A 21,602-nucleotide genomic window follows, 5' to 3' on the forward strand; every position below is an offset into this window, starting at 1 on the left:
CGCAGCCTCTCGCGCGATTCCAGGAATATGCTGAATCTCAGGCCTCAACCTGCTTCGCCGCCAGCAGCGCCTTAAGCTCCGGGAGACAGGAACCGCAGCTGGTGCCGCATTTGAGTTTCGCCCCCAGCGCGGCAGGCGTACGGCAGCCGCTGGCAATCGCTTCGCCTATCGCCCGTTCGCCCACGCTAAAGCAGCTGCAGATAATGCGCCCGCGCGGCATCTCATCGCCGCCTTTTCTGCCGCTCAATAGTGCATGGCGCCGGGCGGCGTTCTGCGGCGGGGTGCGAAACGCGGCGTGAATCCACTCGGCATCAATAGCCGGCTCGCTGGCGTCGCTCCACCAGCCGAGCATCAGCTCTCCCCCCTGCCACGCCAGCAGGTTCCAGACGTTGCCGCCTTCGGCTACCTGCATCTGCCATCCCTGCCGCTGACACCAGCCCACAAGCCAGTCGCGGGAGCGGGTATCCCCCGCCAGCGAAAGATGGATAACGCCCTGCGCCGCCCGCCGCCGCCAGTGCAGCGAGGCGGGGAGCGGAACCGGCTGGCGAGCAAAAAGCTCGCCTTTCCACGCCGGCAGCCAGGCGGCTATCGCTACCGCCGCCTGTTTACTTTCCGGCTGCCCGGAGTGCGGGTCGGTGACCGCCCTCAGCAGGTTATTCACCCGTCCCTGGCGAGCATACTGATTATTCCAGTGCATCGGCACAAACAGCGATCCGGGACGCTGGCCAGCGCTGATTGTCACTTTTGCTACCATCACCCCATTCGGTGAGCGGACCCGAGCCAGTTCACCTTCCAGCAGCTGATAGCGCGTCGCGTCCGCTGGCGCGACTTCCACCACCGGTTCGCTAATATGCTGCATCAGACGCGGCACCGCGCCGGTGCGGGTCATGGTGTGCCACTGATCGCGGATCCGCCCGCTGTTGAGGATCAGCGGATAGAACGCATCGGTGACCGCCCGAGTGGGCTGTGGGGTCACCGGGACCATGCGCAGTTTGCCGCTGCGGTGCCACCCCTTGAGCAAACCCCAGCTTGCATGGCTGCGGCTCACCGGCCAGCGCACCGGCTCCAGCGCATCCCACGCTTCGCGGCTGAGATCCGCCAGTCCGCCGATGTCAAACGCCCGCTGGCCATCGTTTTCATATCCTGAAAGCGCGGCGTGTTCGCTGAACACCTCGTGCGGATGCTGCCAGGCAAAGGCGGAGCCGAAGCCCAGCGCCTGGGCCACGCGAGCGACGATCCACCAGTCGGCTCTGGCCTCCCCCGGCGGCGGCATGAAAGCGCGCTGGCGTGAGATCCGCCGTTCGGAGTTGGTTACCGTGCCGCTCTTCTCCCCCCACGCCAGCGCGGGAAAGCGGATATGGGCAAAGCGTCCGGTATCGGTAGCGGCGGCGACGTCGGAAACGATGACCAGCGGACAGGCCGCCAGCGCTTCGCTTACCGCATGGCTGTCCGGCAGCGACACCACCGGATTGGTGCCCATAATCCACACCGCTTTCACCTCGCCGCGGCCAATGGCGGCGAACAGATCCACCGCCGTCAGCCCCGGCGTTTGCGCCAGACGTTCGGTCCCCCAGAAGCGCGCCAGACGCCGTAAATCATCGGTTTCAAAATTCATATGCGCCGCCAGCATGGTCGCCAGCCCGCCCACCTCACGCCCGCCCATGGCGTTAGGTTGTCCGGTCAGCGAAAAAGGCCCGCAGCCCGGGCGGCCAAATTTCCCGCTCGCCAGGTGAACGTTGATGATAGCGTTGCATTTATCGCTGCCGCTGGCGGATTGGTTAATCCCCATGGTATAGAGCGTGATGGCGCGCGGAGCGGCGATAAACTCGCTGTAGAAATCGGCGACCTGCTGTCGCGGCAGGCCGCAGAACTGCGCTACTTTGTCGAGGTCCCAGTTCCGGGCGATAGCCAGCGCCTGCGGCGCATCGCTAAAATCACCGCTGATGGCGCCGCTGGCGGCAATGGCGTTCAGCAGGCCGACAAACAGCCCGCCGTCGCTGCCGGGAGCCAGCGCCAGATGCCGGTCCGCGATATCGCAGGTGGCGGTCCGACGCGGATCAATGACCACCACCCGCATCTGCGGATTGTCGCGCTTCGCCTGCGCCAGCCGCTGATAGAGTACCGGATGCGCCCAGGCGGCGTTCGACCCGACCAGCACCACCAGATCGCTGTTTTCCACGTCCTCATAGCTGCACGGCACCACATCAGCGCCCAGCGCCCGTTTGTAGCCGGTAACCGCTGAAGACATGCACAGCCGCGAATTGGTATCGATATTTGCCGCGCCGATAAACCCCTTCATCAGCTTATTCGCCGCGTAGTAGTCCTCGGTCAGCAGCTGGCCGGAGGCATAAAACGCCACCGCCTGCGGCCCGTGACGGTCGATAACCTCCCGCAGGCGCGAACCCGCCGCCGCCAGCGCCTGAGTCCAGGTTGCGCGCTCGCCGTCGACTTCCGGGAAGAGCAATCTTCCCGCCAGGCCGACGGTTTCGCCCAGCGCCGCCCCCTTCACGCACAGGCGGCCAACGTTTGCCGGGTGCTGCTCATCCCCGCGTACGGTAACCTGGCCATCGGCATTCAGGCTGGCGATAACGCCGCAGCCGACTCCGCAATAGGGACACGTGGTCCTGGTTTCCGTCATCAGGAAGCCTCCGCGCGCGCCAGCAGCTGCTGGTTGCCAACCCACACTTTACCGTTCTCCACTTTGACCGGCCAGGCGCGTACCGCCAGTTCGCCGCCGTCGCACTGGCGGCCATCGCGCAGGCGGATACGCTGCTTATACAGAGGCGAAATCACGATCGGTTCGCCGCCCGCATCGCCAAGCAGGCCGCGCGACAAAACGTTGGCGTCGCTGCCCGGCTCGAGGTTATCGAGGGCATACACCTGGTCGCCGAAGCGGAACAGCGCAATCTGCCGCTCGCCGAGCCGCGCGCCAATCCCCGCCTGCTGAGGAATGGCGTTGAGATCGCAAATGGCCTGCCACGGGCGGGACGGCAGCGCCGGTTCGGCCTGCGCCGCGAACGGGGCCAGCTGCGGCTGGCCGCGCAGGGTTTGCCGCTGTACGCTTTCGTCCGGCTCATCGCTGTTCACGTAGGAGCGGAACAGCGCCAGCCGCTGCGGATCGTTAAGGGTGGTTTGCCATTCGCACTGGTAGCTCTCGACCACCCGCGCCATCTCCTGTTCCAGCTCTTCGCCGATGCCGAGGCTGTCTTCGAGGATCACTTCGCGCAGATAGTCGACCCCGCCCTCAAGGTTATCCATCCAGGTACTGGTGCGCTGCAGGCGATCCGCGGTACGAATGTAGAACATCAGCAGCCGATCAATACTGCGAATAAGGGTGGCTTCATCAAGATCGCTGGCGAACAGGTCGGCATGGCGCGGCTTCATGCCGCCGTTGCCGCAAACGTACAGGTTCCAGCCCTTCTCCGTGGCGATAACCCCAATATCTTTCCCCTGGGCTTCCGCGCATTCGCGGGTACAGCCGGAGACGGCCATTTTAATTTTGTGCGGCGCGCGCAGCCCCTTGTAGCGATGTTCGAGGGTGACCGCCAGGCCGGTGGAATCCTGGACGCCGTAGCGGCACCAGGTCGAACCGACGCAGGATTTCACCGTCCGCAGGGATTTGCCGTAGGCGTGGCCGGTTTCAAATCCCGCCTCGGCCAGCTCGCGCCAGATTGCCGGGAGCTGCTCCAGGCGCGCGCCGAACAGGTCGATACGCTGGCCGCCGGTCACTTTACTGTATAGCTGATAGCGTTTGGCGATCTGGCCGATCGCAATCAGCCCGTCCGGCGTCACCTCTCCCGCCGCCATGCGCGGCACCACCGAATAGGTGCCATCTTTCTGAATATTGGCGAAGTAGCGATCGTTGGTGTCCTGAAGCGGCAGATGCGCCGGCTTCAGCAGATATTCATTCCAGCAGGAGGCCAGCACCGAGGCCACCAGAGGTTTACAGACTTCACAGCCGTGGCCGTGTCCATAGCGGGCAATCAGCTGTTCGAAGGTGCGGATATGGTTGACGCGTACCAGGTGATAGATCTCCTGCCGCGACCACGGAAAATGCTCGCAGATATCCTTTTTGACTTCAACGCCCTGCCCGGCAAGCTGGTACTCCATCACCTGTTTCACCAGCGCGCTACAGCCGCCGCAGCCGGTCGCCGCTTTAGTGCAGCTTTTTATCGCCGCCATATCGCCCGCGCCGCCGCTCACCGCCTGGCAGATATCGCCTTTGCTGACGTTGTGACAGGAGCAAATCTGCGCGCTGTCCGGCAGCGCCGCTACCCCGAGCGCTTTTGGCGCGCTGCCCTCACGCGCCGGAAGGATCAGGCTTTCCGGGTGTTTGGGTAAAGCCATCCCGTTAAGCATCATCTGTAGCAGCGTGGCATAGTCGCTGGCATCCCCGACCAGCACCCCGCCGAGCAGTTTTTTGCCCTCCGCGCTGACCACGATTTTTTTGTAGATCTGCTGCGGCCCATCAGTCCACTGATAGCTCTGACAGCCCGGCGTGCGCCCCTGGGCGTCGCCGAACGAGGCGACATCGACGCCCAGCAGCTTAAGCTTAGTGCTCATATCCGCGCCGCTAAAGCAGCCCGCCTCACCCGCCAGGGTGGCCGCCGCGGCCCGCGCCATCTGATAGCCGGGCGCCACCAGACCATAAATTTTGTTCTCCCACAGGGCGCATTCGCCGATCGCCAGTACGTCCGGGTCGGAGGTACGGCACTGGTTGTCGATGCATATGCCGCCGCGTTCGCCTACGTTCAGTCCGCCGCTGCGCGCCAGCGCGTCCTGGGGGCGAATACCTGCGGAGAATACCAGCATATCAGTCGCCAGCGAGCTGCCGTCAGCGAAGTTCAGCTGCAGCCCCTGCTCATTGCGAACAATTTCCGTCGTCGCCTTGCTGGTATGCACCCCGACGCCCAGTTGGCTGATTTTTTCCCGCAGCATCGCAGCGCCGCCGTTGTCCAGCTGCACCGCCATCAGGTTCGGCGCAAACTCGACAACGTGAGTTTCCAGCCCCAGCTGCTTCAGCGCGTTGGCCGCTTCCAGCCCGAGCAGGCCGCCGCCGATCACCACACCCCGTCGGGCGGTTGCGGCGCGGGCGGCAATCTGGTCGAGGTCGTCTAGCGTACGATAAACAAAACAGCCCTCGAGATTATGACCCGGCACCGGCGGAACAAACGGGTAAGACCCCGTCGCCAGCACCAGCTTATCCCAGTGGGTTTCGTGGCCGAAGGCATCGCGCACCACCCGCGCTTCGCGGTCGATGCTGGCGACCGATTCGCTCAGGCGCAGCTCAATACCGTGCTGAGCGAAAAAATCGCCCTCAACCAGCGACAGCGATTCCGCGCTGCGTCCGGCGAAATATTCAGTCAGATGAACCCGGTCGTAAGCGGCATAGCGCTCCTCGCAGAACACCACAATCCGATACTGTTGATGAAGGTGACGGTCGACGCATTGCTCAAGAAAATGGTGGCCGACCATACCGTGTCCGACCAGCACTAATACAGGTTTTGTCATCGTAGTTTGTCCCGCAGCGCGCGGCTGCATCGTTGAAGAGGGATCGAAGAGCCACTCTGCCGGCGCCGGCGCATGCGCCCCCAGCAGAGCGGTGAGGGGCGCGGCGCTGCTGCAATCGCCCAGCAGCAGTACGCCGCGCAGCTTGCCGTCGCGCAGCAGCAGGCGACGGTAGTGGCGGTCCAGCGGATCCCAGCTGGTATATACGTCATCCTGTTCGGCGGCCCGCAGCTCGCCGGCGCTGAAGAGCTCAATGCCGGTGACCTTCAGGCGAGTGCCGCTGTCCTGCCAGCTGAAATCCTCGCCAGGGGTCGCGCACAGGCGGTCCGCCAGCACCTCCGCCTGGCGCAGACATGGCGCCACCAGCCCCCAGGTCTGACCGTCGATTTCACAGCACTCGCCGATGGCGCTGACGCCCGGCTGCGCGGTTGCCAGCTGGCGGTCAACGAGGATGCCGCGGGCGCAGGCCAGCCCGCTGCGCTCGGCCAGCCGTTTGTTCGGCTGCACGCCGGTCGCCAGCACCACCCGCGAGGCGGCAAACGCGCGCCCGTCCTCCAGCCGCACCTGATGTTCATCAATGGCGGCGATACGGCTCTCCATCACGCAGCGAATCCCGCGCTCGGCAAGCAGCATTTGCAGCTGCTCGCCGGTAAAAGCATCGATTTGCTGCTCCATCAGCCCGCTTCCGCGATGGAGTAAAGTGACACTGTCACCATGACGCCGCAGCGCCGCGGCGGCCTCTACGCCGAGTACGCCGCCGCCAATGACCACCGCCGGGCCGTCGATGGCCAGGATGCCCTCAACGTCCGCCAGGGTGCGGAAAGCAAAAACGTGCGGCTGGGTGATGCCCGGCAGCGGCGGCAGAAACGGCAGTGAGCCGGTGGCGAACACCAGCTCATCCCAGCCCAGTTCGCCTGCGGTGGTTTGCAGCGTACGGGCCGCAATATCCACCGCCGTAACCGTTTCACCGGCGCGTACCGTCACGTTATGCCGCGGATACCATGACGCGGGCAGCAGCAGCGTCTCGCTTGCCGCTTTTTCGGCGCCAAGCACCGGCGACAGCTGAATGCGGTTATAGGCCTGGCACGGCTCATCGCCGATGAGGGTGATGCTAAACCGCTGCGCATCGCGCTCCACCAGCGCCTGCGCCAGGCGCGTGGCCGCCATACCGTTGCCAATAATCACCAGTTGCCGCCTCATCGCCGCCCCCTATGCCGCTTTCGGCTGTTTTTCATAGAGGAAGTGCAGGATCTGCTGGCGCAGATGGTGATAGCGGCTATCGTCCGCCAGCTGCACGCGATGGCGCGGTCGCGGCAGATTGACGTCGAGGATCTCCCCGACCGTCGCCGCCGGACCGTTGGTCATCATCAGCACCCGGTCGGAAAGCAGCACCGCTTCATCAACGTCATGGGTAATCATGACGATGGTGGTATTCAGCGACTGCTGGATCTGCATCACCGCGTCCTGTAAATGCGCCCGCGTCAGGGCATCAAGGGCGCCAAAGGGTTCATCCAGCAGCAGCACTTTCGGTTTCATCGCCAGCGCCCGGGCAATGCCAACGCGCTGCTTCATGCCGCCGGAGATTTCTCCCGGGCGCTTGTGCAGGGCGTGCCCCATCTGTACCCGCTCGAGGTTGTGCTCAATCCACTCTTTGCGCTCGCCTTTGCTCATGCTGCGGCGAAAGACCTGATCCACCGCCAGCGCCACGTTGTCAAAACAGGTCAGCCACGGCAGCAGGGAGTGGTTCTGAAACACCACCGCGCGTTCCGGCCCCGGCCCGGCGATTTCACGGTTGTCGCACAGCAGGCCGCCTTCCGTCGGCAGGGCTATCCCGGCTATCAGATTCAGCAGGGTTGATTTACCGCAGCCGGAGTGGCCGATCAGGCTGATGGTCTCCCCTTCGTAGATGTCGAAGGAGACGTTCTGCAATGCCAGGAATTCGCCGCTGGCGGTGTTAAAACGCTGGCTGACGCCCTGGACCTGAATTAATGGTTTCATCTGCGACTCCCTATTTTTCCTGCCAGCTAAAACGACGGGCGAGCAGCATCAGCCCCTGTTCCAGCACCAGCCCGACCACGCCGATAATGACGATGGCGATGATGATGTTTTCGACGTTGAGGTTGTTCCACTCGTTCCAGATCCAGAAGCCGATCCCTAAGCCGCCGGTGAGCATTTCGGCGGCGACAATCACCAGCCAGGCGATACCGATGGAGAGACGAACCCCGGTCAGCACCGCGGGCAATACCGCCGGAAAGAGGATCTTGCGCATCACCGTCCACTCCGACAGCTGCAGCACCCGGGCGACGTTGAGGTAATCTTCCGGAATGCGCCGCACGCCCTCGGCGGTGTTAATGACCATCGGCCAGATCGAGCAGATAAAAATGGTCCAGCTGGAGGCGGGTTCCGCTTTCTGGAACAGCAGCAGGCCGATGGGCAGCCAGGCCAGCGGGCTGACCGGGCGCAGCAGCGCGATCAGCGGGTTAAACATGCGGGCGAAAAACAGCGAGCGGCCAATCAGGAAGCCGAGCGGAATTCCCGCCAGCGCGGCAAGGCCAAATCCCACCGCCACCCGCTGCAGCGACGCCAGCACGTTCCAGCCGATGCCCATATCGTTCGGCCCGTCCTGATAAAACGGGTCGGCGAAAAGGGTTAGCGCGGAATCCAGCGTGCTGAGCGGCGTCGGAAAGCCTTTGCTGTTCATCGCCGCCAGCTGCCAGCCCAGCAGCAGCAATCCCAGCCCGAGCAGCGGCGGCAGAAGACGTTGGGTGACATCCCGCAGCCAGCGGCTGAGCGAAGGCGTGGTTTTGCGCACCTGCAGCGGCGGCAGGGTAATGACTTCGCCGGGCGCGCTGTCGGCGCCGGCCTGCGGTTGCGGTTTATATGCGTGTTTCATCTCATGCCCCCTTACGTTGAATCGCGAAACTGCGGGCGTAGCCTTCCGGATCGGCCCCATTCCAGACCTTGCCATCGATCAGCGTGCTGCTGCGCATCGCCTGCGTCGGCGCGCTGATGCCGCCGACCGCCTGCGCGGCCTCTTTCCAGACGTCAATCCGGTTAATGCGCTGGGCCACCGCCAGATAATCCGGTGCCGACTTCAGCAATCCCCAACGGCGGAACTGGGTCAAAAACCACATGCCGTCCGAGAGCCACGGAAAACTCACTTCTCCCCGTTCGTAGAAGCGCATCGGGTGCGCGTCCTGCCAGCGGCGGCCGATACCGTTGTCGTATTCGCCGAGCATGCGCCCGCTGAGGTACTGCTCTTTGGTGTTCAGCCACGCGCGTCTGGCGAGAAGGCGCGCCGTTTCGCGGGTGTTCTCGGCGGATGCGTCAATCCAGCGCTGGGCCTCTATCAGCGCCGCCACCAGCGCGCGCGCGGTGTTGGGATGACGCTCAACCCATTCGCTGCGGGTGCCGAGAATTTTTTCCGGATGCTCCGGCCAGATATCCTGCGAAGTGGCGGCGGTGAAGCCGATACGATCGTTTATCGCGCGCGCGTTCCACGGTTCGCCAACGCAAAAGCCGCTCATATTGCCGATGCGCATGTTCATTACCATCTGCGGCGGCGGCACCACGACGGTGCGAATATCGTCAAAGGGATTAATTCCACCGCTCGCCAGCCAGTAGTAGAGCCACATCGCGTGGGTGCCGGTTGGGAAGGTGTGGGCGAAGGTGTAGCTGCCCGGCGCCTGCTGGTCGATCAGTTTTTTCAGCCCGCCCAGGTCGGTGACGCCCTTCTCCTGCAGCTCGCTGGAGAGCGTTATCGCCTGACCGTTGCGGTTAAGGGTCATCAGATTGGCCATCGCCTGCGGTTTACTGGCGATCCCCAGCTCAAGGCCGTAGAGCATGCCGTACAGAATGTGCGCGGCGTCCAGCTCCCCGGCAACCAGCTTGTCGCGCACCGCCGCCCAGCTGGCCTCCTTGCTCGGGACGAGGGTGATGCCGTACTTTTTATCGAATCCCTTCAGGGAAGCGATGGCTAAGGGGGCGCAGTCGGTCAGCGGAATAAAACCGACCCGCACGGTAGTCTGTTCCGGCTTATCCGACCCTGCCGCCCATGCCGCCTGCATCATGCCGGGGAGCAGCATCGCGCCGCCCAGCGCCGCCCCCGCCTGTAATAAACGCCGCCGTGAAATTGAAAACGTATCGCCCATACCCGCTCCAGAAACGCGCAAAAAAAAGCGTCCGGCGGTGCTTACGCACCGCTGGACGCCTTTATCCTTAGACATACGTGCCGCCGTTGGCCCGCTGCCAAAACCTTTATTCACTCGTTTTATTTAATGCAAAGCCAATGCCAGATTTGCGGAGGCCCGGTTCACGCGCGTTGGCTCATTTGCCGGGGGCGTTTGAGGCAAAAACTGCACCGTCGGCTGGCAATATATGCCCACTGATTGTGCACCTACTCCTTAGGTGGTACTTGCCATAGCGACTTCACCGTCAGCAGCGCGCGGGCTATCTCAACCATGCGCTGATTTTTGTCCATCGCCATTTTACGCAGCGCCTGCCAGGCCTGCTCCTCCTGCATTCCCTGGTGGGTCATCAGCACGCTTTTGGCTTTTTCAATCAGCTTGCGCTCTTCAAGCGCATCTTTTAACGACGCGAGCTGGGCGGAGAGCTGCTGTAGCTCATGGGCCTGCTGGCGCACCAGCGGCAACAGCTGCTTATCCAGCCGCAGGGCTATACCGTCCTCCTGCCAGTCGGCGGGCGGCACCTGGACCTCCCGATCGTCTCCCTCCAGCAGCGCATCGGCCGCGTTAAGCAGGTCTGCGATCAGCCGCTCTTCCACGCCGCGCAGCTGCTCAAGACGCTGGGTCTGAACGCAAAACCAGCGCAGAGCCGTTTCTCCCTCGTCCGGCGGCGGCTGGCGGGTGCAGGCGACCCGCCGCAGCTGTTCAATTTCCAGACCGGCCTGGCACTGTTCAACAAACAGAACGGTTTGCGGCGAACTGGCTAAAGCCTGAAAAGTGTCAAAACAGGGCTGCTGGCCGTCAATGCGGTCCACCAGCTGCTGGCGCAGCTCATCGCTGAACTGTCCGCGAGCAAAGCCCAGCGCGCCCAGCGCGCGCTCCTGTCCGACCAGTTCTTTCCCCTGCATAAAGCTGTAAAGCGCGACCATCCGCCCGGCGATTTGCGGATCGTCGATACTGTCGTTGAGCTGCGGAACGATATTCAACAGGTGGCGGATAATGCGGCTAAACTGCCCGGTGGCCTCTTCTGCGGCAATCTCCAGGCCGCGCACGCATTTACGCAACGCGACAAGCTGCGTCAGATACCACACCGCGCAGGCAATTCGCCAGCAGAGCGCGCTGCTGGCGGCATCGCGGGCAGGTTCCAGCGCCGCATAAAACCGCGTGAGCTGCTCATCAACCAGCGCCGCGCCCGCCCGGCACTCCGCCGCGTATAGTCTGCCGCCCGAGCATAGCCAGATATTTGACGCGCCGCGCTCGCACTGCAGCATATGCACCAGCGCGCTTATCTGGCCTGCCAGCGCCCCCTGCTGCGCCAGCTGGTGCAGCTGCCGCTTCTGTAAGCGACGCGCGCGCGCAAACCAGTCGACCACCTCAGGTGTATTACCCGCCACATTATTCATACCCTTCCCCCGGGTTAACGCTTTATACTTCAGCCAAGCAATAACCGTGCCTTATAGAAGGAGTCCTTATGCAACGTATTGTGATTATCGCTAACGGTGCCGCCTACGGCAGCGAATCCCTGTTCAATAGCCTGCGTCTGGCTATCGCCCTGCGCGAGCAGCAGTCTGACCTCGAACTGAAATTATTTTTAATGTCTGATGCGGTGACCGCCGGCCTGCGCGGACAGAAGCCAGCGGAAGGCTACAACATTCAGCAGATGCTGGAGATCCTCACCGCGCAAAACGTGCCGGTGAAGCTGTGTAAAACCTGCGCTGACGGCCGGGGGATCGGCGCGCTGCCGCTGATTGATGGCGTGGAGATTGGCACCCTCGTCGAGCTGGCGCAGTGGACGCTGGCGGCGGATAAAGTCCTGACCTTCTAAAAATCCGCCATTCAACGGGATTAAATATTAAGCTGGCGGCGTTTGTTAACCGAAAACAATGTCAGCTGAATGCTTTCAGGCACAACGTCATTTTTGTTTAATCTTTATTCCTTTTTTTGATCAAAATCAGCATCTGCCCCCCTCCCCTTTGGTGTTATGCACAGAGCAAAGTGTGAACAATATCACGCGGGTTAATGGGCTGGCAGGATGCTGTAGACAGAAACGGGGTCGAGATTAAATGGCAATGGTAAAAGCAAGTTTAACGTTGTTTGGCGGTGATACGTTGGTGGTGCGTTGTTCCGAACGCTGCCACATTCACCTGATGAGCGCCAAAGTGCCTGGCGATAGTCATGCGGATATTCTGAGTGTGCAGGACAGAGATAGCGCGTATCTGACCGTGCCTTACAGCGGCACCTGGAACGTTCTCATCGACAGCCACAGCCAGTCGCTGGAGCACTCCATCAGCTACGTTCCCGCCTGATAGCAAACGCCCGGGGAAACCCGGGCGATATACTCTTAAGCCAGCCCGGGCTGGCTGCTTTCCCCCAGCAGATGACGCACCTTGCCGACTAAATCGTCGAGGCAGGCATCGTACATCCCGAGTTTCCGCAGCTCCTGATCGAGCGAGAACAGATACTGAGCGTTGGTGCCAAGCGGGCCGCTGGCGCGGGCTATCAGCGGCGCAATCACCTGCGCGCTGGTATCCGCCTCAAACAGCGGATGACGCGGGTCCATAATAAAAACTAATGCATTGACGGTGCGGCCATCGTCCAGATCCAGCTTGCACCAGGTCGGCAGGTAGCAGCCGGTGATCATCTCCCGCTTCCACAGCAGGGTCAGCTCTTCTTCGAGAGTGTCATCAGGCAGGCGGTAGGCAACCCCGGTGGTGCGCCCGCCCTCTTTCAACGCCAGCATTCGACCCGGCTGAGTGGCGCTACCGCGCCCGGCGGTGAGCCGCAGGCAAAACGCGCGGTGCCAGCCCGGTAGCGTACCGGTACAGGACTCTCGATACTCCAGCGCCGGATTCCACATCAGCGAACCGTAGCCAAAGATCCACACCGAGCCATCGTCCGGACGACAGGCCAGGGTCGCCGCCAAAGAGGCTGCCCGCTGCTCTGCCGACCAAAGAAGCGATTCCTCAATAGCGCCAAACGCCGTTTTACAATCCGCATTCAGTAAGAAATCACGCGTTAACACTTTCTACTACCTCCGCCACTGCCCGCTTCCCGGCGATTATCTGGTGCCATCCGTGAAGTATTGCCGAATTATTATCCAGCTTTATTTGACAATAAGCAATGAACGAGCCGCGGGCAAGGGCTCAGGCAGCACATGACGTAGCAAAAGCGATTACTTCTTCTTATGCCACTTATCATCATCGCCTTTTTGGTACTCATTTTTCACCGCCGCCCAGGCGACTTTGTGCGCCGTCTCTTCACGGCTGGCGTCATCGCGTCGGTCTTCTTTATGCTTATACTGGTCCCAGGCGCTGTTAAAGGCCTCTTTGTAAATCTCCTGGGCATGCGCAGGCAGAACGTGCTGAACGCTGTCGGGTAATTCACTTTTGTTGCTATAGGGCATGGCGACCTCCAGATTTAGGGTGAATAGTCAGTCTGTCAGGCGATTTACCGGCTGGCAAGGCGATGGATAAATGAGAAAGATGTTTTAGTAATTATCTGAATAATAAATACAAAACGAGAGTAACCGCAGTTTATGGCAATCTACCACTTTTCCATGGTCAGAGTGGTAAATTTAAGTAAAAAAACAAAGTAGTTCGATCAATGTCTGTTATTTTATTAACTTACAGTATCTATAATTATAACACCTGCACACCTGGAGATAATTCATGACCGATGCACATGAGGCGGTGAAAACCCGCCACAAGGAGACCACCCTCGCCTTTCCGGTTCTGGCGCTGGCGGTGCTGTTTTTCTGGGGAAGCAGCCAGTCACTGCCAGTGGTCGTTGCCATTAATATCCTGGCGCTGGTCGGGATTCTGAGCAGCGCGTTCAGCGTTGTTCGCCACGCCGACGTTCTGGCGCACCGCCTTGGCGAACCCTATGGTTCGTTAATTTTAAGCCTTTCAGTGGTTATTCTCGAAGTCAGCCTGATTTCCGCATTAATGGCCACCGGCGACGCCGCGCCGACCCTGATGCGAGATACGCTTTATTCAATCATCATGATTGTTACCGGCGGGCTGGTAGGTTTTTCTTTATTGTTGGGCGGGCGCAAATTCGCCACCCAGTATATGAATCTGTTCGGCCTTAAACAGTACCTCATCGCCCTCTTTCCGCTGGCGATCATCGTCCTGGTCTTTCCCATGGCGCTGCCCGGGGCTAATTTCACCACCGGCCAGGCGCTGCTGGTTGCGCTGATCTCCGCCGCCATGTACGGCGTGTTCCTGCTGATTCAAACGAAAACGCACCAGAGCCTGTTTGTTTACGAACACGAGGATGACGGCGACGACGATGACCCGCATCACGGCAAACCGTCGGCCCATAGCAGCAAGTGGCACACCGCCTGGCTGCTGGTACACCTGGTTGCGGTTATCGCCGTGACTAAAATGAACGCCAATCCGCTGGAGACGCTGCTGACCAGCATGAATGCCCCCGTCGCCTTTACCGGCTTCCTGGTCGCGCTGCTGATCCTCTCTCCGGAAGGCCTTGGCGCGCTGAAAGCGGTCCTGAACAATCAGGTCCAGCGGGCGATGAACCTGTTCTTCGGCTCCGTGCTGGCCACCATTTCCCTGACGGTACCGGTGGTGACGCTTATCGCCTTCCTCACCGGCAACGAACTGCGCTTTGGCCTTGGCGCGCCGGAAATGGTGGTGATGGTCGCCTCGCTGCTGCTGTGCCAGATATCGTTCTCTACCGGGCGTACTAACGTGCTGAACGGCGCGGCGCACCTGGCGCTGTTCGCCGCCTACCTGATGACCATTTTTGCCTGAACCTCCCCCGGCGGCGTCATGCCGTTCGGGGAGATCAAAAAAGCCTGTCGGTTATAAAACCGGCAGGCTTTTGTCGTTTCAGCAGCGATTACTTGCTGGTATCGAGCTCATCAAAGCTTTTAACAAGATCGTCGATGGCTTTCATCTGCTTGAGGAACGGCTCCAGTTTATCCAGCGGCAGCGCGGACGGACCATCGCATTTCGCGTGTTCCGGATCCGGGTGCGCTTCAATAAACAGGCCGGCGATACCCACCGCCATCCCGGCGCGCGCCAGTTCGGCAACCTGCGCGCGGCGTCCGCCGGAAGCGGCGCCAAACGGGTCGCGGCACTGCAGAGCGTGAGTAACGTCGAAGATAACCGGTGAGTTATTGGAGGCCTTTTTCATCACGCCAAAGCCCAGCATGTCGACCACCAGGTTATCGTAGCCGAAGTTCGCGCCGCGATCGCAAAGGATCACTTTGTCGTTGCCGCCTTCGATAAACTTATCGACGATATTGCCCATCTGGCCCGGGCTCACGAACTGCGGTTTTTTCACGTTGATCACCGCGCCGGTTTTCGCCATCGCTTCAACCAGATCGGTCTGACGGGCAAGGAACGCTGGCAGCTGAATAACGTCCACCACGTCAGCGACCGGCTGAGCCTGGCTGGCTTCGTGAACGTCGGTGATGATTTTCACGCCGAACGTTTGTTTCAGCTCCTGGAAAATCTTCATCCCTTCTTCCAGCCCCGGCCCGCGATAGGAGTGGATGGAAGAACGGTTAGCTTTATCAAAAGAGGCTTTAAACACATAAGGAATACCCAGCTTCTGCGTGACGGTCACGTAGTGTTCGCAGATACGCATCGCCAGATCGCGGGATTCCAGCACGTTCATGCCGCCAAACAGCACGAATGGCAGGTCGTTTGCTACGTTGATATCACCAATGCTAACCACTTTTTGTTTCATAAGTTCGCCTTATCAGGGTGTAACCGGAATGGTTTCAGACTAATGCAATGTAATTTGTTTGTGCGAAATGGTGTTGATCTGCGCGCGGATCATCTCGCTGATGGGATCCTCCGGGCACTGTTCAACGAAGTAACTGAGGTCCTGCAGCGCCACGTGATCGCAATCCAGCTGGGCGTATATCAGTCCCCGGTCGCGAATTTCGTACGGGTCTTCCGGATTGAACTGCAGCAGCGCTTCGCTGGTCCGTAACGCCAGCTCCATCTGCCGCTCTTCCATCAGCGCCGATTTGAGCGTGTCGAGCAGCTTGCGGATCACTTCCGCGTTGTCGGCTTCATCGAGGTCTTCGTTAAACAGCTCGGCGACCGGACTAATATTGCCCTTCAGCCACACTTCCAGCGTATGCTCGTTGAGCGTTTCGCCGTTAAATGGATTAATGAGCCACATCTCTTCGCTCTCTTCAGGGTCGGCGCGCAGCAGCATCTGGGTCGGAAAAATCACCGGCACCACCGGCAGCGCCAGGCGCTGGGCAATCCACAGCAGGATTGCGCCTAGCGATACCGCGCTACCCTGACGATTGTTCAGGACTTTATCAAGCCAGAGCACGTCGGACAGGCGGTAAACGCCGCGCGAATCGCTAAAGCCCCAGTCATGATAGAAAAGCTCCAGCAGACGTTCTATCTGGCGCTCCTGGTCCCACGAAGCGGCAATCTCCTCACGCGCCAGACCCAGCAGCCGCTCCAGCTCATCCTGCACATAGTGCGTCGGAAAATCGTCGCGGATTAATTCAGAAATGAGGACCATGCCGTCGCATAACGGCGCTTTATTAAATTCGAAATCAGCTAACGACCTCATGCCTTACCCCAGTAACGGTGTTCTTGTGATGGCGAGTTGAATAATGATAAACAACACCACCAGGGCCAGCAGAAAGGCGACAAACCGGCTCTGCTGACTGCGCTGGCGACGACGGCCCAGCGCGATAAATCCCAATGCGATATAAATGATAACGCCAAACAGCTTCTCAGTCAGCCATGTACCCTCTTCGGTAAACGGCAGATAGTGCGTTATTGCCATTAGTCCGGCGCCGCTGAGAAACAGCAGCGTATCGCTACAGTGCGGCGCGATACGAACCCAGCGCTGGTCAAGCAGACGGTTACCGCTCCAGCTCCACCAGTAGCGCAGCACGAACAGGCTCACCGAAACCACCACGCAGGCGATATGCAGATACAGTACCGCGTTAAACAGATTCATACGCCTCCCTGATATTGCCCGAGCGTCAGACGCTCGTTGTCTCCGTAGTCGCGACAGGTGGCAATATTGCCATAACCCGCCGCGCGAAAGATTGCGCGCACCGCTTCCCCCTGCGTCCAGCCGTGTTCCAGCAGCATCACGCCGCCGGCAGCCAGATAGCGGCGGCCTTCGCGGATGATATGCGCCAGATCGGCCAGACCGCCATCGGCGGCGACCAGCGCCGTTTTCGGCTCAAAGCGCACATCACCCTGCGCAAGATGCGGGTCGGTTTCATCGATATAGGGCGGATTGCTGACGATGATGTCGAACTGCTGACCGGCGAGCGCGCTAAACCAGTGGCTTTGCAGTATCCTGACGTTAGGGATAGCGAGATGTTCAGCGTTACGCGCCGCCAGCGCCACCGCGTCGGGCATTACGTCAACGGCGGTGACGTGGCAATCGGGGCGTTCGCTGGCCAGCGCCAGAGCGATGGCGCCGGTGCCGGTGCCGAGATCGAGAATACGGCACGGCTTGTCGGATAACCGCGCCAGCGTCTGTTCAACCAGGCATTCGGTATCCGGACGCGGGATCAGCGTGGCGGGAGAAACGAACAGCGGCAGCGACCAGAATTCGCGCTGGCCCACCAGATGAGCCACCGGCTCGCCCCGGGCGCGACGGCTGAGCAGCGTTTCCAGCTCGGCGGCCTGCGCCGCCGTCAGCGCCGTTTCGCCAAAGGCGAGAATATAGGTCCGCGCCCTGCCGGTCACGTGACCCAGCAGGATTTCGGCATCCCGGCGCGGGCTTTCACTTTGGCTCAGGCGGACGATGGCCTGCGTCAGCCACTGCTGAAAAGTCATCATTCCTGCTCGGAAAGGGCGGCCAGCTGATCGGCCTGATATTCCTGAACGATCGGCTCAATCAGCATATCCAGCTTGCCTTCCATCGCTTCGTCCAGACGGTAAAGCGTCAGGTTGATGCGGTGATCGGTCACGCGGCCCTGCGGAAAGTTATAGGTGCGGTTACGATCGCTGCGATCGCCGCTGCCCAGCAGGTTACGGCGCTCTGAGGCTTCCGCCTGCTGGCGCCTGGAGACTTCCGCGGCGCGAATACGCGCGCCAAGCACCGACAGCGCTTTGGCTTTGTTTTTGTGCTGAGAACGTTCGTCCTGACACTCGACGACGATGCCGGTCGGCAGGTGGGTAATACGGATCGCCGAGTCGGTGGTGTTAACGTGCTGACCGCCCGCGCCGGAGGAGCGGAAGGTATCGATGCGCAGATCGCTCGGGTTGATATCCGGCATTTCGGCTTCCGGCAGCTCCGGCATCACCGCCACGGTGCAGGCGGAGGTATGGATACGCCCCTGGGATTCGGTGGCCGGTACGCGCTGTACGCGATGGCCGCCGGATTCGAACTTCAGTCGCCCATAGACGCCGTCGCCGCTGATTTTGGCAATCACTTCTTTAAAGCCGCCGTGCTCGCCTTCGTTGGCGCTCATGATTTCCACGCGCCAGCGGCGTGATTCCGCGTAACGGCTGTACATACGGAACAGATCGCCCGCGAACAGCGCCGCTTCATCGCCGCCGGTACCGGCGCGAACTTCAACAAACGCGTTACGCTCGTCGTCCGGGTCTTTTGGCAGCAGCAGAACCTGCAGCTGCTGCTCCATCTGCTCACCCTTTTCTTTCGCTTCGCGCAGCTCTTCCTGCGCCATTTCGCGCATTTCCGGGTCGTCGAGCATCATCTGCGCGGCTTCGATATCATCCTGCAGCTGACGCCAGTCGGTGTAGCAGCGGGCGACGTCGCTCAGCTGTGCGTATTCGCGCGACAATGCGCGAAATTTATCCTGATCGGCGATGGTTGCGGCATCGCCGAGTAGCGCCTGAACTTCCTCATGGCGTTCGTAAAGGGCTTCCAGTTTGGCAACAATAGAAGGCTTCATAGGCGTGAATTCACCCTGTCCTAAAAAAGAGAGAAAGGTGCGCTATTCCAGCCCGAGGCTGTTGCGCAGAATATGCAGGCGTTCATCATCCCCGTCACGGGCGGCCTGCTGAAGAGATTTGGTTGGCGAGTGGATCAGGCGGTTAGTCAGCTTACGCGCCAGATCCTGCATGATTTCCTGCGCATCGCCGCCCTGATTGAGCGCAGCCAGCGCTTTTGCCGTCAGCTCCTCGCGGACCTGTTCGGCCTGGGAGCGATATTCGCGGATAGTCTCGCTGGCGCTCTGAGCGCGCAGCCAGGCCATAAATTCGCTGGCTTCCTGCTCGACAATGGTTTCCGCCTGTACCGCCGCGGCTTTACGCTGCGCCAGATTGTGCTGAATGATGTTTTGCAGATCGTCCACGCTGTAGAGATAGGCGTTCGCCAGCTTGCCAACCTCCGGTTCGACATCGCGCGGAACGGCGATATCCACCAGCAGCATCGGCTGATTGCGGCGCGCCTTCAGCGCGCGCTCCACCATCCCTTTGCCAATAATCGGCAGCGGGCTGGCGGTAGAACTAATAATGATATCCGCTTCTTTTAGCCGTTCGTCGATGTCGCTCAGGGCGATCACCTCCGCGCCGACTTCATCGGCCAGCGCCTGAGCGCGCTCGCGGGTGCGGTTAGCAATCACCATCTTGCGCACCTTATGCTCGCGCAGATGGCGGGCCACCAGCTCGATAGTCTCACCGGCGCCAACCAGCAGCACGGTCACGCTGGAGAGTGATTCGAAGATTTGTCGCGCCAGGGTACAGGCGGCAAACGCCACGGAGACCGCGCTGGCGCCGATATCGGTTTCGGTACGCACGCGTTTGGCCACCGAGAACGACTTCTGGAACATGCGCTCCAGCTCGCTAACGTTCAGGTGACCACGGCTGGAGTCGGCAAAGGCTTTTTTCACCTGCCCGAGGATCTGCGGCTCGCCCAGCACCAGCGAATCCAGGCCGCTGGCGACGCGCATCAGATGGCTAACCGCCTCGTTGTCCTGATGCCAGTAGAGGCTTTTGCGCAGGTCGTCTTCATTTAAACCGTGGTAGTCGCACAGCCAGCGGATAAGCACTTCCTGAAGGTTATCCTGCTCTTCGACGCTGAGATAGAGTTCCGTGCGGTTACAGGTCGACAGCACCACCCCGCCCTGCACCATTGGCTGGGCCAGCAAGCTCTCCAGCGCCTGATCGAGCGTATCCGGCGAAAACGTTACGCGTTCTCGCAGCGCTACAGGAGCTGTTTTGTGGTTAATGCCAAGAGCTAAAAGCGTCATTGTGAGGGAGTAGTACCAGCGTTGCTAAGGTTAGTCTGCAGGCATCATACAGGATGCGCGTAATCAATAAAAGAGAGGCTCCCCTTTTGGAGTAATAGCTAATCTGTAATAGCCATTAACGGTAATTTTTTGATTTCAGACAACTTGAACGTAGACGCTACCGTCCGGCAACGCTAGCATTAATGGTTATAATTGTAACCCGCTACACAAATCGGCCGCCTGTTTCTCCCATTCGCCGCATTTCACTGTAGACATCAAGGATTTGTCATCATTATGAATCGACTGTTCCGCCTGTTGCCGCTGGCAAGCCTCGTTCTGACCGCCTGTGCGATTAATGCTCCGAAAGGGCCGGGTAAAAGCCCGGATTCTCCACAGTGGCGTCAGCACCAGCAAGATGTCCGCAATCTTAATCAGTTCCAGACGCGCGGCGCTTTTGCTTATCTTTCTGATGAGCAAAAAGTCTATGCCCGCTTCTTCTGGCAGCAAACCGGCCAGGACCGCTACCGCCTGCTGCTGACTAACCCCCTCGGCAGCACCGAGCTGTCGTTAACCGCCCAGCCGGGCAGCGTGCAGCTGATTGACAATAAAGGCCAGACCTACACGGCGACCGATGCCGAAGAGATGATTGGCCGCCTGACCGGCATGCCGATTCCGCTCAACAGCCTGCGCCAGTGGATTATTGGCCTGCCGGGCGAGGCCACCGACTACTCGCTTGACGACCAGTACCGCCTGCGCGAGCTGAACTACACGCAAAACGGCAAAACCTGGCACGTCACCTACGGTGGCTACACCTCGGACACCAAACCTTCGCTACCGGCCAATATGGAGCTTAACGACGGCAGTCAGCGCATCAAGCTGAAAATGGATAACTGGATTGTGAAATGATGACCCGCTGGCCTTCTCCCGCAAAGCTGAATCTGTTTTTGTATATTACCGGGCAGCGCGCCGACGGTTACCACACCCTGCAGACGCTGTTTCAGTTTCTGGATTATGGCGACACGCTGACGATTGAACCGCGCGACGATGGCCAGCTGCGTCTGCTGACGCCGGTTGACGGCGTGCCGGATGAAGAGAACCTGATTATTCGCGCGGCCAGGCTTTTAATGCAGGCCGCAGCCCAGGCCGGGAAGCTTCCTGTGGGCAGCGGCGCCGATATCAGCATCGACAAGGTTCTTCCGATGGGCGGCGGCCTCGGCGGCGGTTCGTCCAACGCCGCGACCGTACTGGTGGCGCTGAATCACTTATGGGGCTGCCATCTCTCGGAAGATGAGCTGGCGGCGTTGGGTCTGCAGCTGGGCGCCGACGTGCCGGTGTTCGTGCGCGGCCATGCGGCCTTTGCCGAAGGCGTCGGGGAAATTCTCACCCCGGCCGAACCGGAGGAAAAATGGTATCTGGTGGCCCATCCGGGAGTGAGCATTCCCACGCCGATCATTTTTCGCGATCCGGAACTCCCGCGCAATACCCCGTCAAGGTCAATTAATACGTTATTAAAATGTAAATTCGGCAATGATTGCGAGGTTATCGCAAGAAAACGTTTTCGTGAGGTTGATGCAGCGCTTTCCTGGCTGTTAGAATATGCGCCGTCGCGCCTGACTGGCACCGGTGCATGTGTGTTTGCTGAATTTGACACTGAATCCGCCGCTCGTCAGGTGCTTGAAAAAGCCCCGGCATGGCTGCATGGCTTCGTAGCGCGAGGTGTTAATATCTCTCCGCTCAAGCAGGCGCTGCGCTAA

19 protein-coding genes are annotated in these 21,602 nt (G+C 60.4%); 5 read left to right on the forward strand and 14 right to left on the reverse strand.

Annotated features, from left to right (window positions below):
- Nucleotides 1-37: 37 nt before the first annotated feature.
- The 6 genes from BJF97_RS17300 to nasR all read right to left on the reverse strand — a co-directional run bounded on the left by BJF97_RS17300 (nt 38) and on the right by nasR (nt 11,095).
- Nucleotides 38-2,638 (reverse strand): nitrate reductase, encoded by a 2,601-nt coding sequence (locus BJF97_RS17300; protein ID WP_032694079.1) that lies wholly within the window; start codon nt 2,636-2,638, stop codon nt 38-40.
- Nucleotides 2,638-6,708, reverse strand: a complete 4,071-nt coding sequence (gene nirB, locus BJF97_RS17305; protein WP_077253362.1) for a nitrite reductase large subunit NirB — start codon at nt 6,706-6,708, stop codon at nt 2,638-2,640. Before nirB ends, BJF97_RS17300 begins: the two co-directional genes overlap by 1 nt.
- A gap of 9 nt (nt 6,709-6,717) precedes the next feature.
- Nucleotides 6,718-7,506, reverse strand: a complete 789-nt coding sequence (locus tag BJF97_RS17310; protein ID WP_014838761.1) for an ABC transporter ATP-binding protein — start codon at nt 7,504-7,506, stop codon at nt 6,718-6,720.
- 10 nt (nt 7,507-7,516) lie between these two features.
- On the reverse strand, nt 7,517-8,401 hold the full coding sequence (gene ntrB / locus BJF97_RS17315; protein ID WP_032694080.1) for a nitrate ABC transporter permease: 885 nt from the start codon (nt 8,399-8,401) through the stop codon (nt 7,517-7,519).
- Between the two features lies 1 nt (nt 8,402).
- On the reverse strand, nt 8,403-9,659 hold the full coding sequence (locus tag BJF97_RS17320; protein WP_014838763.1) for a CmpA/NrtA family ABC transporter substrate-binding protein: 1,257 nt from the start codon (nt 9,657-9,659) through the stop codon (nt 8,403-8,405).
- A gap of 245 nt (nt 9,660-9,904) precedes the next feature.
- Nucleotides 9,905-11,095 carry a nitrate regulatory protein NasR gene (gene nasR, locus BJF97_RS17325; RefSeq protein WP_014229753.1) on the reverse strand — a complete coding sequence of 397 codons (1,191 nt, stop codon included), beginning with the start codon at nt 11,093-11,095 and terminating at the stop codon, nt 9,905-9,907.
- Between the two features lie 68 nt (nt 11,096-11,163).
- Here nasR and BJF97_RS17330 point away from each other — a divergent pair, with 68 nt between their 5' ends.
- Together BJF97_RS17330 and BJF97_RS17335 are read left to right on the forward strand one after the other, a co-directional pair.
- Nucleotides 11,164-11,517 (forward strand): DsrE/DsrF/TusD sulfur relay family protein, encoded by a 354-nt coding sequence (locus BJF97_RS17330; protein WP_014229754.1) that lies wholly within the window; start codon nt 11,164-11,166, stop codon nt 11,515-11,517.
- 238 nt (nt 11,518-11,755) lie between these two features.
- Nucleotides 11,756-11,998, forward strand: a complete 243-nt coding sequence (locus BJF97_RS17335) for a DUF1883 domain-containing protein (RefSeq protein WP_002910387.1) — start codon at nt 11,756-11,758, stop codon at nt 11,996-11,998.
- Nucleotides 11,999-12,033: 35 nt separating this feature from the next.
- Here the strand turns inward: BJF97_RS17335 and BJF97_RS17340 are convergent, their stop codons facing one another.
- Both BJF97_RS17340 and chaB read right to left on the reverse strand, forming a co-directional pair.
- Nucleotides 12,034-12,714, reverse strand: coding sequence for a gamma-glutamylcyclotransferase (locus tag BJF97_RS17340; RefSeq protein WP_004851874.1), 681 nt, complete (start codon nt 12,712-12,714; stop codon nt 12,034-12,036).
- Between the two features lie 150 nt (nt 12,715-12,864).
- Nucleotides 12,865-13,095 carry a putative cation transport regulator ChaB gene (gene chaB, locus BJF97_RS17345; protein WP_009651994.1) on the reverse strand — a complete coding sequence of 77 codons (231 nt, stop codon included), beginning with the start codon at nt 13,093-13,095 and terminating at the stop codon, nt 12,865-12,867.
- Nucleotides 13,096-13,360: 265 nt separating this feature from the next.
- Here chaB and chaA point away from each other — a divergent pair, with 265 nt between their 5' ends.
- Nucleotides 13,361-14,461, forward strand: a complete 1,101-nt coding sequence (gene chaA / locus BJF97_RS17350; RefSeq protein ID WP_004121802.1) for a sodium-potassium/proton antiporter ChaA — start codon at nt 13,361-13,363, stop codon at nt 14,459-14,461.
- 88 nt (nt 14,462-14,549) lie between these two features.
- Here chaA and kdsA read toward each other — a convergent pair whose 3' ends face one another.
- The 6 genes from kdsA to hemA are packed head-to-tail and all read right to left on the reverse strand — an operon-like array spanning nt 14,550 to nt 19,869.
- Nucleotides 14,550-15,404 (reverse strand): 3-deoxy-8-phosphooctulonate synthase, encoded by an 855-nt coding sequence (gene kdsA / locus BJF97_RS17355; RefSeq protein ID WP_004103146.1) that lies wholly within the window; start codon nt 15,402-15,404, stop codon nt 14,550-14,552.
- Nucleotides 15,405-15,443: 39 nt separating this feature from the next.
- A complete protein-coding gene (sirB1, locus tag BJF97_RS17360; protein WP_004851879.1) occupies nt 15,444-16,256 on the reverse strand; it encodes an invasion regulator SirB1 in 813 nt (270 codons plus the stop codon).
- Nucleotides 16,257-16,259: 3 nt separating this feature from the next.
- Nucleotides 16,260-16,652, reverse strand: coding sequence for an invasion regulator SirB2 (gene sirB2 / locus BJF97_RS17365; protein ID WP_004851880.1), 393 nt, complete (start codon nt 16,650-16,652; stop codon nt 16,260-16,262).
- A complete protein-coding gene (gene prmC / locus BJF97_RS17370) occupies nt 16,649-17,488 on the reverse strand; it encodes a peptide chain release factor N(5)-glutamine methyltransferase (protein WP_032694081.1) in 840 nt (279 codons plus the stop codon). Before prmC ends, sirB2 begins: the two co-directional genes overlap by 4 nt.
- Complete coding sequence (gene prfA, locus BJF97_RS17375; protein ID WP_004851884.1) at nt 17,488-18,570, reverse strand: peptide chain release factor 1; 1,083 nt, start codon at nt 18,568-18,570, stop codon at nt 17,488-17,490. The genes prmC and prfA overlap by 1 nt, the downstream gene beginning before the upstream one ends.
- A gap of 42 nt (nt 18,571-18,612) precedes the next feature.
- Nucleotides 18,613-19,869, reverse strand: a complete 1,257-nt coding sequence (gene hemA, locus BJF97_RS17380; protein WP_004851885.1) for a glutamyl-tRNA reductase — start codon at nt 19,867-19,869, stop codon at nt 18,613-18,615.
- Nucleotides 19,870-20,142: 273 nt separating this feature from the next.
- On the opposite strand from hemA, the gene lolB reads away from it, so the two are divergent.
- The gene (gene lolB, locus BJF97_RS17385; RefSeq protein WP_004851888.1) at nt 20,143-20,754 is read left to right on the forward strand and encodes a lipoprotein insertase outer membrane protein LolB; all 612 of its coding nucleotides are present in this window, start codon (nt 20,143-20,145) and stop codon (nt 20,752-20,754) included.
- A complete protein-coding gene (ispE, locus tag BJF97_RS17390) occupies nt 20,754-21,602 on the forward strand; it encodes a 4-(cytidine 5'-diphospho)-2-C-methyl-D-erythritol kinase (protein WP_177341159.1) in 849 nt (282 codons plus the stop codon). The genes lolB and ispE overlap by 1 nt, the downstream gene beginning before the upstream one ends.

The organism is Klebsiella sp. LTGPAF-6F (genome assembly GCF_001753185.1).
GTDB classification, from domain to species: Bacteria; Pseudomonadota; Gammaproteobacteria; order Enterobacterales; family Enterobacteriaceae; genus Klebsiella; species Klebsiella michiganensis.